General features: G+C 71.4%; 9 protein-coding genes. 3 read left to right on the plus strand and 6 right to left on the minus strand.

The window, feature by feature from the left end; all coding sequences use genetic code 11:
* Positions 1–68 precede the first annotated feature (68 nt).
* Positions 69–1,274, minus strand: a complete 1,206-nt coding sequence (locus ACIGAN_RS17935) for a phospholipase D-like domain-containing protein (RefSeq protein WP_365092635.1) — start codon at positions 1,272–1,274, stop codon at positions 69–71.
* 223 nt (positions 1,275–1,497) lie between these two features.
* On the opposite strand from ACIGAN_RS17935, the gene ACIGAN_RS17940 reads away from it, so the two are divergent.
* The gene (locus ACIGAN_RS17940; RefSeq protein ID WP_309098026.1) at positions 1,498–1,863 is read left to right on the plus strand and encodes a four-helix bundle copper-binding protein; all 366 of its coding nucleotides are present in this window, start codon (positions 1,498–1,500) and stop codon (positions 1,861–1,863) included.
* 58 nt (positions 1,864–1,921) lie between these two features.
* Here ACIGAN_RS17940 and ACIGAN_RS17945 read toward each other — a convergent pair whose 3' ends face one another.
* Positions 1,922–3,199 (minus strand): LCP family protein, encoded by a 1,278-nt coding sequence (locus ACIGAN_RS17945; protein ID WP_399858558.1) that lies wholly within the window; start codon positions 3,197–3,199, stop codon positions 1,922–1,924.
* A 119-nt stretch (positions 3,200–3,318) separates the two neighbouring features.
* Here ACIGAN_RS17945 and ACIGAN_RS17950 point away from each other — a divergent pair, with 119 nt between their 5' ends.
* Positions 3,319–3,876: an acyl-CoA thioesterase gene (locus ACIGAN_RS17950; RefSeq protein ID WP_365092629.1), complete on the plus strand. Its 558-nt coding sequence runs from the start codon at positions 3,319–3,321 to the stop codon at positions 3,874–3,876.
* Positions 3,877–3,907: 31 nt separating this feature from the next.
* Here the strand turns inward: ACIGAN_RS17950 and ACIGAN_RS17955 are convergent, their stop codons facing one another.
* Positions 3,908–5,392 carry an LCP family protein gene (locus ACIGAN_RS17955; protein WP_365092626.1) on the minus strand — a complete coding sequence of 495 codons (1,485 nt, stop codon included), beginning with the start codon at positions 5,390–5,392 and terminating at the stop codon, positions 3,908–3,910.
* 127 nt (positions 5,393–5,519) lie between these two features.
* On the opposite strand from ACIGAN_RS17955, the gene ACIGAN_RS17960 reads away from it, so the two are divergent.
* Positions 5,520–6,557, plus strand: coding sequence for a glycosyltransferase family 2 protein (locus ACIGAN_RS17960; RefSeq protein WP_365736137.1), 1,038 nt, complete (start codon positions 5,520–5,522; stop codon positions 6,555–6,557).
* A gap of 59 nt (positions 6,558–6,616) precedes the next feature.
* Here the strand turns inward: ACIGAN_RS17960 and ACIGAN_RS17965 are convergent, their stop codons facing one another.
* From ACIGAN_RS17965 to ACIGAN_RS17975, 3 genes are all read right to left on the minus strand, one after another.
* The gene (locus ACIGAN_RS17965; RefSeq protein ID WP_399858561.1) at positions 6,617–8,275 is read right to left on the minus strand and encodes an LCP family protein; all 1,659 of its coding nucleotides are present in this window, start codon (positions 8,273–8,275) and stop codon (positions 6,617–6,619) included.
* Between the two features lie 221 nt (positions 8,276–8,496).
* Complete coding sequence (locus ACIGAN_RS17970; RefSeq protein ID WP_399858563.1) at positions 8,497–10,263, minus strand: LCP family protein; 1,767 nt, start codon at positions 10,261–10,263, stop codon at positions 8,497–8,499.
* A 233-nt stretch (positions 10,264–10,496) separates the two neighbouring features.
* Positions 10,497–12,305, minus strand: a complete 1,809-nt coding sequence (locus ACIGAN_RS17975; protein WP_399858565.1) for an LCP family protein — start codon at positions 12,303–12,305, stop codon at positions 10,497–10,499.
* Positions 12,306–12,514: the final 209 nt, after the last annotated feature.

Consider the following 12,514-nt stretch of genomic DNA (forward strand, 5'->3'; position numbering starts at 1 on the left):
CGAAGGTCCCCGGCTGGTGCCGGGGACCTTCGTGCGTGCGCGGACGGGCGAGGACCGCCTGCGGGCCCTCACAGGAAGCGGCGGATCGGGGTGACCACGGCCTCGGTGAGGCGCTCGGTCAGCGGGCGCCGCCGCCAGCGGGCGGCGTCGATCGGCTCGCTCAGCTTCCGGTCGGCGTCGAAGTCGGCGTCGAGCGCGGCGGTGAAGTCCTCGTCCAGGACGGCCAGGACGACCTCCTCGTCGTGCTCCATGGAGCGGCGGTTGAAGTTGGTCGAGCCGATGAGCGCACACACCCCGTCCACCGTGACGATCTTCGTGTGCAGCATGGTCGGCTGGTACTCCCGCACGTCCACCCCGGCGTCGACCAGGGTCTGGTAGTGCTGCCGTCCGGCCAGCAGGCACGCCCGCTGGTCGGTGTGCGGTCCGGGCAGCAGGATCTCCACCCGGACCCCGCGCCGGGCCGCGTCGGCCAGGAGGCCGATGAAGTACGTGTCGGGCGCGAAGTACGCCGTGGCCAGCCGCAGCCGCTCCTGCGCCGAGGTGATCAGCACCCGCAGCACCGTCTGCATGTCCTGCCAGCCGAAGGAGGCCGAGCCGCGCACCACCTGGACCGTGGACCGCCCCGGCTGCTCCTGCGCGGTGAAGCGGTCGTGCTCGTCGTAGAGGTCGTCGTGGCACTCGGCCCAGTTCTGCGCGAAGGCCGCGGCGATGCCGTCCACGGCGGGACCGCGGACCCGTACGTGGGTGTCGCGCCACTCGTCGGGATTGCGGGCGTCGCCGCACCACTCCTGCGCTATGCCGACGCCCCCGGTGAACGCGGTGTGCTCGTCGGTCACCAGCACCTTGCGGTGGCAGCGGTGGTTCTGCCGCATCGGGGACAGCCGCGTGGGCGGCCGGAACCAGGCCACCTGGACCCCCGCCTCGTCCATGGCGTTCAGCAGGTCCGGCTCTATCTCCTTGGCCCCGAAGCCGTCCAGGAGCAGCCGCACCCGCACGCCCGCCCGGGCCCGGTCGGCCAGGGCCTCGGCGAACTCGTGGGCGATCTCCCCCCGCCAGTACACGAACGTCATCATGTCGACGGTGTGCTCGGCGGCCCGGATCGCGTCCAGCATCGCGGGGAAGATCTCGTCCCCGTTGCGCAACGGCAACAGGTCGTTGCCCTCGGTCGCGGCGATGCCGATCAGCCGCTCCAGCCGCCGGCGCAGCCGCTGCTTGCGTTCCTCGGGCGTACTCGGCTCCGGTGTCCGCCGTTCCTCGTACGTCTGCGTCGTCACGTGTGGTCTCCCCTGCCACGGGCCTGCTCTCCGCCCCCTGCGGCGCGCCGCCGGACCCGGGACGCGCCTGCTGGTCCTCTTTGCCGCTGCCGCCGGTTTCACGCAGGACCGTGGCGAGCCGCACACGGGCCGGTCCGCCCTGTGGTGCTCATGGGGCCGAAGGCGTAGGACGGAAGGCACGGGGGCCGGCCCCCGGCCCTCGCCGTCCCCACGGGAGGAAGACATGACCCAGCAGCCCGCCACCACCGCCCCGCTCAGCAAGGAGATGCAGGACTGCGTCCAGGCGTGCATGACCTGCCACGGCGTGTGCGAGGAGACCATGAGCTCCTGCCTGCAGATGGGCGGTCCGGCCCAGATGCAGATCATGCGCGCCGTGATGGACTGCGCCGAGATGACACGCATGTGCGCCGACATGATGATGCGCCGCTCGCCCCTCGCGGCCGACATGTGCGCCATGTGCGCCCGGGCCTGCGACATGTGCGCCGAGGCGTGTATGTCCATGCCGGACGACGCCCAGATGATGCGCTGCGCGGAGTCCTGTCGCGCCTGCGCCGAGATGTGCCGCGCCATGTCGGCCACCACGATGTGAGCAGCCGTACGACGAAGGGGGCACCCGCCCGGGTGCCCCCTTCCGCGTCGCCGCCGGCTCAGTTGCCCGAGACGGTGACCGTCTCGTCGTTCTTCAACTGGCTCACCAGCGTCTTCACCTTCGCGGTGTCCCACTGGAGGTTGCCGTTCGGGGCGTTGCCCGCGATCGGCATGTTCATCGACTTGCCCTCGCCGCCGCTGACGCCCTTCATCGCCCAGAACATGGAGGCCAGGTCGAACAGGCCCATGTCCTTGTCGACGACCAGGGAGTCCAGGCCGGCGCCCATGGTCGGGTAGAGCTTGAACGGGTTCAGGATGGTGCCCGGGGTGGCGACCTGGTTGGCCAGGGCCGAGAGGAACTTCTGCTGGTTCTTCGTGCGGTCCAGGTCGGAGCCCTTCAGGGCGTAGCGGGTGCGGACGAACGCCAGCGCCTGCTCGCCGTTCAGGGTCTGCTTGCCCTTCTTCAGGTCCGCGCCGGACTTGGTGTCCTTGATGTCCTGCGGGATGTCGATCTCGACCCCGCCGACCGCGTCCACGATGTTCGCGAAGCCGCCGAAGCCGATCTCCACGTAGTGGTCGATGTGCAGGCCCGTGTTGGCCTCGACCGTGCGGACCAGCAGCTCGGGGCCGTCCTCGGCGTACGCCGCGTTCAGCTTCGTCTGCCGGCCCGAGGCCGGGTAGAGCTTGCCGGACTCGGAGCCCTTGTACGACGGGATGGTGACGTTGGAGTCACGCGGCAGCGAGATCAGCGTCGGGCCGTTGCTGCCGGTGTGCAGGATCATCATCGAGTCCGTGCGCTTGCCCTCGGCGGACCCGGTGTGCAGCTTCTTCTTCTCCTCGGCCGACATGCCCGCGCGGCTGTCGGAGCCGACGATCAGGTAGTTGGTGCCCTCGCCCGCCTCCGGCCGCTCGATGACCTTCGACAGGTCGACGTCGCGGTTGAGCTTGGAGTCGGCCCAGAAGTACGTGGCGACGCTCGTCACCACCAGCACCGTCACCAGCGCGATCGCCGTCACCTTGATCCGGCGGCGCCAGTTCGGCGCCGGACGGTCGTACCCGCCGCCGCCTCCCCCGCCGGGGCCGCGGCCGCCGGGGGAGCCGTAGACCTGGCCGGTGTTGTAGCCGCTGTCGTACCCCGACTGCGGCTCGGCGTAGCCGCCGTCCACGTACGACGGCTGCTGCGGCACCCCGCCGTAGCCGCCCTGCCCGGGCGGTGCCGCCGGACCGCGGCGGACCTGCCGCATGACACGGGCGCTCTCCGGCTGTGCGCTGGAGCTGCCCCGTCCGTACCGGCTGCCGCGGTTGTCGCCGGAGAACCCCTCGGGCCAATCATTCATGCCGAACAGTGTGCAGGTCCCGGAGGTGTGCCATACAAGAGTCGTCGGAAAATCAGAGCACGGCTGTGGCGAAGCTGACACAAATCACCCTCGTGCCGCCTCGGCATAAGGTAGGGGCCATGACAGACCAGGCCCCAGCTGCGGATTCCGGCACCACGGATATCCCGGGCAAGCCGACCTCGGCCTCCCGCACCACCCTCAGCCACATCATGACCCACAACGACACGAACCTGCTGGGCACCGTGCACGGCGGGGTGATCATGAAGCTGGTCGACGACGCGGCCGGGGCCGTGGCCGGGCGGCACTCCGGCGGTCCGGCCGTCACCGCCTCCATGGACGAGATGGTGTTCCTGGAGCCGGTCCGCGTCGGCGACCTCGTCCACGTCAAGGCGCAGGTCAACTGGACCGGCCGCACCTCCATGGAGGTCGGGGTCCGGGTGCTGGCCGAGCGCTGGAACGAGTCCGCGCCGCCCACCCAGGTCGGCTCCGCCTACCTCGTCTTCGCGGCGGTCGACGCCGACGGCAAGCCCCGCCGGGTCCCGCCGGTCCTCCCGGAGACCGAGCGCGACAAGCGCCGCTACCAGGAGGCCCAGATCCGCCGCACCCACCGCCTGGCCCGCCGCCGGGCGATCATGGAACTGCGCGAGAAGCGCGCGGCGGAGGGCTTCGAGGACTGAGCCGGCCGGCCACCCAGGAGCACGCGGCCTCCTACGAGCACGCCACCTCGTCGCCCCGCACCACCCCGAACTCGCCCTGGCCCGGGTCCTCGGCGCGTACCTTGCGCACCCGCTCGAAGTCCGCGCCCGCGATCACCTTCAGCGTCGCGCCCAGGCCCTTGACCGCACGCAGCTCGCTGCCCGGCAGGGCCGTCGCCAGGGACTTGGCCGAGCGGTCCCAGCGGGGGTCGTAGGCGACGACCGTGCGCTTGACGTCGCGGGCCGCGGCGTTCACCGGGGCCTTCGTCGTGCGGAAGCCGGTCGACGCGAGCGCCGCGTCGACCCGGCGGCCGAGCCCGGGCGTGCCCGTGCCGTTCTCCACCTGGACCCGGATCTGCTGCGGGGCCACCGAGACGATCCGGGCCACCCCGCGCGAGCGGTGCGCGGACAGCGGCTGGTCCTGGCGCAGGGCGTGGAAGAGCCGCTCCGACTTCACCGGGTCCCACTTCAGCGTCGAGCCGACGCCCCGCACGGCGTACCCCATGCGCCCGATCGGGACGGTGGTGAACTCCGAGGAGGAGGGCGAGAAGTTCCGCATGGCCCGGCCCAGGTCGAGCATCTCGTCCGTGCCGAAGCCCTTGTCGGCCCGCACCGAGCCGAGCACCGCCCGGGTGACGTCCCGGAACTTCATGGGGTTGAGCAGGATCCCGGACGAGGTGATCCGCTCCACGAGCGCCGCCATGAAGCGCTGCTGCCGCTTCATCCGGCCCAGGTCGGAGGCGCCGTCGACATGGCGGGCGCGCACGTACTGCAGCGCCTGACCGCCGGCCAGGGTGTGCCGGCCGGGTGCGAGGTCCAGGCCCGTGTAGCTGTCCTTGAGCGGGTCGGCGGTGCAGATCTGCACGCCGCCGACCACGTCGACCGTCTTCATGAAGCTGGTGAAGTCGACCTCCACATAGTGGTCGATCTTCACCTTGGTCATGCTCTCGACCGTCCGCACGGTCAGCTGCGGCCCGCCCTCCGCGTACGCCGCGTTCAGTTTCAGGGGGTGCCCGCCGTGCCGCCTGCCGGAGGTGCGGTCGGTGTGCGGGGGCGTCACGGCGTAGGAGTCGCGCGGCAGGCTCACCACGCTCGCGCGCTCCCGGTCCTCCGAGATGTGCACGATCATCATCGTGTCGGTGCAGTGGCAGGGCGCGCCGCCGAGCCGGTACTTGTGCCGCTCCGCCCTGCTGATCTTCTCGCGGCCGTCGGTGCCGACCAGCAGCAGGTTCATCCCGTGGCCCGCCCGGGGCCGGTTCTTCATGTCCTTGAAGGCGTCGACCCGGGTGATGTCCGCGTCCAGGCTGGTCACCACCGCGTGCCCGATCCCGGCCGAGGCGAGCACCACCACCGACAGCGTGGTGACGGCCCGCATGCCCCAGCGCGGCCTGCGGCGCCGGGCGGGCGGCGCGGGCCGGCGCGGGGCACGGCGGGCGGTGGGCTGCGGACGACGCTGGGGAGCGGCGGTGGACCGAGGGGACCGCGGCGGCGTGGGCATGGGGACACCTCCGGACGACGGCCGTACGTGGGATCCGTGAAACCGTAGGCCGATACGATCTGCGGCCCGCGGTACCGCCCCCGCGGCGCGCACCGGTGTCCCCCGTTCGCGGTAACGTGAGCCCCCTATGAACGCCAATCCCGACGTGCGGCACCCCGCCGTTTCCGTGATCATGCCCGTCCTCAACGAGGAGCGGCATCTGCGGGGAGCAGTCCAAGCCATCCTCGCGCAGGAGTACGCCGGCGAGATGGAGGTCGTGATCGCCCTCGGTCCGTCCACGGACCGCACGGACGAGATCGCCGCCGAGCTCGTGGCCGAAGACCCGCGTGTCCACACCGTCCCCAACCCCACCGGCCGTACGCCCGCGGCGCTGAACGCGGCGATCAACGCCTCGAAGCACCCGATCGTCGTCCGCGTCGACGGCCACGGCATGCTCTCGCCCAACTACATCGCCACCGCCGTACGGCTCCTGGAGGAGACCGGCGCGCAGAACGTCGGCGGCATCATGCACGCCGAGGGCGAGAACGACTGGGAGCGCGCGGTCGCCGCCGCGATGACCTCGAAGATCGGGGTCGGCAACGCCGCGTTCCACACCGGCGGCCAGGCGGGCCCGGCCGAGACCGTCTACCTGGGGGTGTTCCGGCGCGAGGCGCTGGAGCAACAGGGCGGCTACAACGTGGAGTTCATCCGTGCCCAGGACTGGGAGCTGAACTTCCGCATCCGTGAGGCCGGCGGCCTGATCTGGTTCTCGCCCGAGCTGAAGGTGTCGTACCGGCCCCGGCCGAGCGTGAAGGCGCTCGCCAAGCAGTACAAGGACTACGGCCGCTGGCGGCACGTGGTCGCCCGCTACCACGAGGGCTCGATCAACCTGCGCTACCTCGCCCCGCCGACCGCGGTGTGCGCGATCGCGGCCGGGATCCTGGTGGGCGCGGCGCTCACCCCGTGGGGCTTCGTGGTGCCCGGCGGCTACCTCGCGGCGATCCTGCTGGGCTCGGTCCCGGCGGGCAAGGGCCTGCCGCTGAAGGCCCGGCTGCAGATCCCCGTGGCGCTGGCCACGATGCACATGTCCTGGGGCTGGGGCTTCCTGACCAGCCCGCGCTCACTGGCCCGGAAGGTCATCGCCTCCCGGCGCCCCGCGGTCCACGCGGACGCGGCGACGCGCTGACGCTCCCGCCCGGGCCCCTTCCCGTCCCGGGAGGGGGCCCGCGGCGTGTCCGGCCCTCGTCACCACCGGTAGGGCCGGTAGACGTCCATGCACTCCTTCTTGTCCGCCGTCAGGGCGTCCGCGCTGTCGGGCAGGTCTCCGGCCTTCACCGGCTCCTGCTTCGGGTAGCCGGTGCCCTCCCGCCAGTCGGCGCCGATGACCAGCGTGGTGGTGACACCGTCGGTGGCGCGCACCTGGCCGCCCGGGATGCCGAGCGCCCCGGCCACCGACAGCGCGTTGGCCCTGCCCTGCGCCCCGGTGCTCTTCGGGTACGTCACCAGCGTGCGCGGCTGCGGGTCCTGCTGCCCCGAGGCGACCGCCCGGGCGAACCCCTCCTGCTGCAGGGCGGCCACGATCGCGGCGGCCCGGTGAGGCACCGCGGGCCCCTGCTCGCCCGCCGTGCCGTTGACGACCGTGACCGACAGCCCCTCCGCGGGCGCGGCGGCGGGCCCGGTGGCCCGGGCCGAGGCCGGGGAGGACGCGCCGGTGCCGGTCTTGCCGGCCTTGCCGCCCTTGTCGAAGGAGACGTCGTCGCGCAGCATCGCCCACACCTTGTCCGCGTCCACCGGCTTGGGCAGCAGGTGGTTGCGGTTCAGCGGGTCCTCGATCCACGGCATCGTCGTCATCGTGATCCGCTCGGTGGGGACCGACTTGAGCTGCATGGCCAGGTCGTACAGCTCCTTGACCGTGCCGATCTCCTCGGACACCTTCAGCGCCTTGGTGCCCGCCTCGGCCAGGCCCATCAGCCGGCCCGTGTCGGTGAAGACGTTCTGCTTCTTCAGCGTGCGGATCATCGCGTTCATGTACATGTGCTGCGCCTTGGCCCGCAGCGGGTCGCTGCCCCAGGCGTGCCGGGTGCGCAGCCACTGCAGCGCCTGCTTGCCCCGCACGTTGTGCGTGCCGGCCTCGAGCTTCAGGCCGGAGCCGCCGCGCTGGCCGGGCAGCGGCCGGTCCCACACGTTCTGGTTGACGCAGACCGGGACGCCGCCGATCGCGTCCGCCATGTCCACCACGCCGGCGAAGTCGACCATCATCCAGTGGTCGATGTACACGCCGGTCAGTTCCTGCCAGGTGGCCAAGGTGCAGCCCGGCCCGCCGCGCTGGAGCGACTCGTTGATGATCGTGTTCTTCGCCGGGTAGGTCTCACCGGTGTCGGGGTCGGTGCACTTGGGGATGTCCACCCGGGTGTCCCGCGGGATGCTCACCACGGACGCGCTCTCCCGGTCCGCCGACACGTGCAGCAGCATCTGCACGTCGGCCAGCGGCTTGCTGCCGACGTTGTCCCGGCTGCCGCCGAGCTTGACGTTCTCCGCGGAGTTCCGGCTGTCGGAGCCGATCAGCAGGATGTTCAGCGGGGTCTGGCCGGCCGCGTTGGGCTCGGAGCGCCGCACGTCGGAGTCGCCGGCGTTGCGCTTGCCCTTGTCGATGTTGCCGTTGAGATGGCGGTAGTACAGGTATCCGGCGCCGGCCGTCCCGAGTATCAGGACCGACAGCACCAGCGCGGACCAGCGCAGTATCCGGCGTCCGCCGCCGCGTCGCCGGCCGCGCTGCCGGCCCGGGCCGCCCTGGTCCGCGTCGTCCCCGCCCGAGGGGTCCGCCGCCGCCCCCGGACGCTCGTCCTGGACCAGGCCCCCCGCGTCGCGCCGCGTGCCGCCTCCGCGCACGTCACTCTGCGCCATACCCTGCCTCCCACCCCTACGGCTGACCTGCGGGCCCGTCCCGCGTCGTGTTCGAGCACGGGCGAACCGTGTCCGTTCGGACCGGGAATCTCCCGGTCCGCGCCGGGACACGGCGGTTCCCGCTCCTGGTTGGACGCCTGACAGGCCCGCTCGGATGTACACCCGGACCGATGTCCGGGCATGTCCTGTCCCCCTGTGAGACGCGGGAAAGGACGGTCAGGTCACTTCGCGCACTCGACCTTGTCGGCCGTGGACTTCCGCACGTCGTCCGGGACCTTCGACGGAGTGGTCAGCGGAACGCCCGCGCCCTTGAAGTCCTTGCCGAGGGTGAGCGTCATCGCGGGCAGCCCCTGGGAGTTGTCCACGCTCCCGCCCGGCTTCATCGCGGCTCCGGACAGCCCCAGGATCGCGGCCAGCCTGCGCGCCTGGGCGGCCTGGTCGGGGGCGTACTCCAGAGTCGTCTTCGCCAGCGCCTCGGGCGCGTTGCCCGCGTTCTCCGACTTGGTGACGCCCTGCCTGACCTGGAGCCAGCTGAGGGTCTCCTGGGCGCTGCCGGCGACGGCACCGCCGTTGAGGATGCGCACCCGCACCTCGGAGGCCGGGGCCTTGCTGCCCTTGAGCCGGGCGGCCTCGGCGTCCTTCTCCTTCTTCTTCTGCTGCTTGACCTCGGTCAGCGACACGTCGTCCCGGACCATCGCGAAGAGCTGCTGCGCCTGGGGCTGCTTCAGCACCACCGTGGCCTTGACCGTCTCCTGGGGGTTGTCGACGACGGGCACGGTCGCGAACGTGAGGTTCTTCGTGTCGAACTTGCCCAGTTCCGCCCCGAGATCGGCCAGTTTCTTGATCGTGCTGATCTGGGAGTCGACGGTCAGTGCCTTGGTGCCCGCCTCCGCCAGCTTGATCATCTTGGCGGGGCTGGTGAGGGTGTCGTTGGACTTCAGCTTGCGCATCAGCGAGCCCAGGAACTGCTGTTGCAGCTCGATCCGGCTCAGGTCGCCGCCGAAGCCGACGGAGTGCCGGGTGCGCACGAAGGCCAGCGCCTCCTCGCCCTCGATCGTGTGCTCGCCCTTGGGCAGGTCGAGCTTGGAGTCCTTGTCCTTGATGTCCTTGGCCAGGCACACGTCGACCCCGCCGACCGCGCTGGTCAGCGTCTTGACCGCGTTGAAGTCGGCCACCATGAAGTGGTCCATCTTCAGCCCGGTCAGCTCGGTGATCGTGCGCATGGTGCAGCTCGGCGTCCGCTCCTCCTGCCCGAGGCTCTCGTTGAAGCGCGTGCGCTGCTTGCCCGGGATGACCTTCTCCGAGCCGTCCTCCTGGGTCGTCGGGCAGTCGGGGATGTCGGTGATCAGGTCGCGCGGGATGCTCAGCACCGTCGCGTTCGAGCGGTCCTTGGCGACGTGCAGCACCAGCGTGGTGTCCGCGTGCCCGGAGCTGCCCTGGTCGCCGTAGCCCTCGTTGCCCTCGCCGGTGCGCTTGTCGGTGCCGATCAGCAGGATGTTGATCGCGCGGTCCTTGCTGAACCCGCCGGTGCCGGCGCCGTCGTCGGAGACGGACGTGATGTTGTCGTTGAGGTGCTCGTAGTAGAGGTAGGCGGCCGCGCTCACGCCGACCAGCACGAAGGCCAGCGAGCCGCCGGTCCACATCAGGGCCTTCCGGCCCTTCGACTTCTGCGGCCTCTGCGGCGCGGGGCGGCGGCCGCGCCGCCCGGCGGCCGCCTCGGCCGGGGCGCCGCCGCGTCTGCGCGGGGACGCCGGCTCGCCGCCCGGGGCCGCGGCCCCGGGCCGCCGGGCGGGGGTGGCGGTCCGGCGGGCGCGCGCCGCGCCGCCCGCCGCCGCGGCGCCGCGGGAGCCGGAGGCGCGGGGGCCGGGCACGGACGACTGCGGTGCGGAAGAGGGCAGTCGCAGTTCGTATTCGCCGGTGTCCGGGTTGAGCACCCACTGGTCTGCGGGGTCGACGTCGTCCGCCCGCCCACGGCCTTGCGCGTCCACGGTTGCCTGATTCCTCCGTCGGGCCACGCGGCGCCCTCCCCCGGAAGGCGCACGGTGTCGGTCAAGCAGTGCCCGTCCCCGGGACGGACCTCGTGGGTGAGAGCACTGGATCGCACACACTATCCGCACACTTCGGCGTCAAGCGACGTGGGTGACAAACTCCACGTTCTTACAACTGGGCAATACCGCCCATTCGTTTGCGGGGAGCCCGGTGAACTCCCGCCTGATTACCGTCACTTGGCGCACTTCACCTTGTCGGCCGTGGATTTCTGCACGCCTTCGGGCGCCTTCGAGGGCGTCGTCAGGGGGATGCCCGCGCCCTTGAAGTCCTTGCCGAGGGTGAGCGTCATCGCGGGCAGCCCTTGGGAGTTGTCCACGCTCTCGCCCGGCTTCATCGCCGACCCGGCGAGCCCCAGCAGGTCGGCGAGACGGCGGGCCTGGGCGGCCTGGTCGGGCGCGTACTCCAGGGTCGTCCTGGCCAGTTCGGCGGGGGCGTTGCCCGCGTTCTCCGACTTGGTGACGCCCTCCTCGTTCTGCAGCCAGCTGAGCGTCTCCTGGGCACTGCCGGCGACGGCACCGCCGTTGAGGATGCGCACCCGCACCTCGGAGGCCGGGGCCTTGCTGCCCTTCAGCCGGGCGGCCACCGCGGCGGCCTCCTTCTTCTTCCGCTCCTTGACGGCCGTGAAGGACACGTCGTTCCTGATCATGTCGAAGACCTGGGGAGCGGTCGACTCGTCGAGGACGACCGTGCTCTTGACCTTCTCCGCCGGGTTGTCGACCACCGGGACCGTGGTGAAGGTCAGGTTCTTGACGTTGAGCTTGCCCAGCTCCAGGCCGAGGTCCTTCAGCTTGCCGATGCTGTCCAGCTGCGAGTCGACGGTCAGCGCCTTGGTGCCCGCCTCCGCCAGGTCGAGCATCTTCTGCGGGCTGGTGAGCGTGTCGTTGGACTTCAGCTTGCGCATCAGCGCGCTCAGGAACTGCTGCTGCAGTCCGATGCGGCTCAGGTCGCCGCCGAAGCCCACGGAGTGCCGGGTGCGCACGAAGGCCAGCGCCTGCTCGCCCTCGATGGTGTGCGTGCCCTTGGACAGCTTCAGCTTGGAGTCCGGGTCGTCGATGTCCTTGGCCAGACAGACCTCGACCCCGCCGACCGCGCTGGTCAGCGTCTTGACGGCGTTGAAGTCGGCGACCATGAAGTTGTCCGGCTTGATCCCGGTCAGCTCGGTCACGGTGCGCATGGTGCAGCTCGGCGTGCGGCCGTCCTGGCCGAGGCTGGTGTTGAAGCGGGCGTTCGGCGTACCGGGGATGATCTTCTGGCTGCCGTCCTCCTGCGTGGTGGGGCAGTCCGGGATGTCGGTGACCAGGTCACGCGGGATGCTCAGCGCGGTCGCGTTCGAACGGTCCTTGGAGACATGCAGCAGGATCGTGGTGTCGGCGTGCCCGACGCTGCCCGCGTCGCCGTACTTGTCGTTGCCCTTGCCGGTGCGCTTGTCGGTGCCGATCAGCAGGATGTTGATCGCCTTGTCCTTCTGGAAGCCGCCGGTGCCGGCGCCGTCGTCGGAGACCGAGGCGATGTTGTCGTTCAGGTGCTCGATGTAGAGGTAGCCCGCTCCCGCGCCGGCGATCAGCACGAACGCCATCGTGCCGCCGGTCCACAGCAGGACCTTCTTGCCCTTGGAGGCCTTGGCCGGCCGTCGCCCGCGCCGTCCCGGCGGCTCCTGGGGCGCCCCGCGCCGCCTGCGTGGCGACGGCACCGCGCGGCCGGGCGTCTCGGGCCGCGAACGGCCGGACGCCGGCGGGTCGGAGCGGCCGGGGGCGTCCGTGCGCGAACGGCCGGGGGCGTCCGTGCGCGAACGGGTCGGTGCCTGCGAACGGGAGCGGGCGCGCGGGCCCGCGTCGGACGCGGGCGGCCTGCGGGGCGAGGGCACGCCCGACTGCGGTGGGGAAGCGGGCAGTCGCAGTTCGTATTCGCCGGTGTCCGGGTTGAGCACCCACTGGTCTGCGGGGTCGATGTCGTCCGCCCGCCCACGGCCTTGCGCGTCCACGGTTGCCTGTTTCCTCCGTCGGGGCACGCGGCGCCTCCCCCACCAAGGCGCCCGGGTCTCGTTCACACGGTGCGCGACCTCCGGACCGTTCTTCAGGGCCGGGCGCACCGGATCGCTCACACTAACCGCCCACTTCAGTGCAGAGCGACGGCGGTGACAAATTCCACGTCCCTACACCTGGGCAATTCGCCCATTTCCCAAGTGAAGAG

It is taken from the genome of Streptomyces sp. NPDC085931, from assembly GCF_044540565.1.
Taxonomy (GTDB): domain Bacteria; phylum Actinomycetota; class Actinomycetes; order Streptomycetales; family Streptomycetaceae; genus Streptomyces.

Coding starts and splice junctions, on each gene's coding strand:
- ACIGAN_RS17940 (WP_309098026.1), top strand. CDS start 1,498: ATGACCCAGCAGCCCGCCACCACCGCCCCGCTCAGCAAGGAGATGCAG.
- ACIGAN_RS17965 (WP_399858561.1), bottom strand. CDS start 8,275: ATGGCGCAGAGTGACGTGCGCGGAGGCGGCACGCGGCGCGACGCGGGG.
- ACIGAN_RS17945 (WP_399858558.1), bottom strand. CDS start 3,199: ATGAATGATTGGCCCGAGGGGTTCTCCGGCGACAACCGCGGCAGCCGG.
- ACIGAN_RS17960 (WP_365736137.1), top strand. CDS start 5,520: ATGAACGCCAATCCCGACGTGCGGCACCCCGCCGTTTCCGTGATCATG.
- ACIGAN_RS17950 (WP_365092629.1), top strand. CDS start 3,319: ATGACAGACCAGGCCCCAGCTGCGGATTCCGGCACCACGGATATCCCG.
- ACIGAN_RS17955 (WP_365092626.1), bottom strand. CDS start 5,392: ATGCCCACGCCGCCGCGGTCCCCTCGGTCCACCGCCGCTCCCCAGCGT.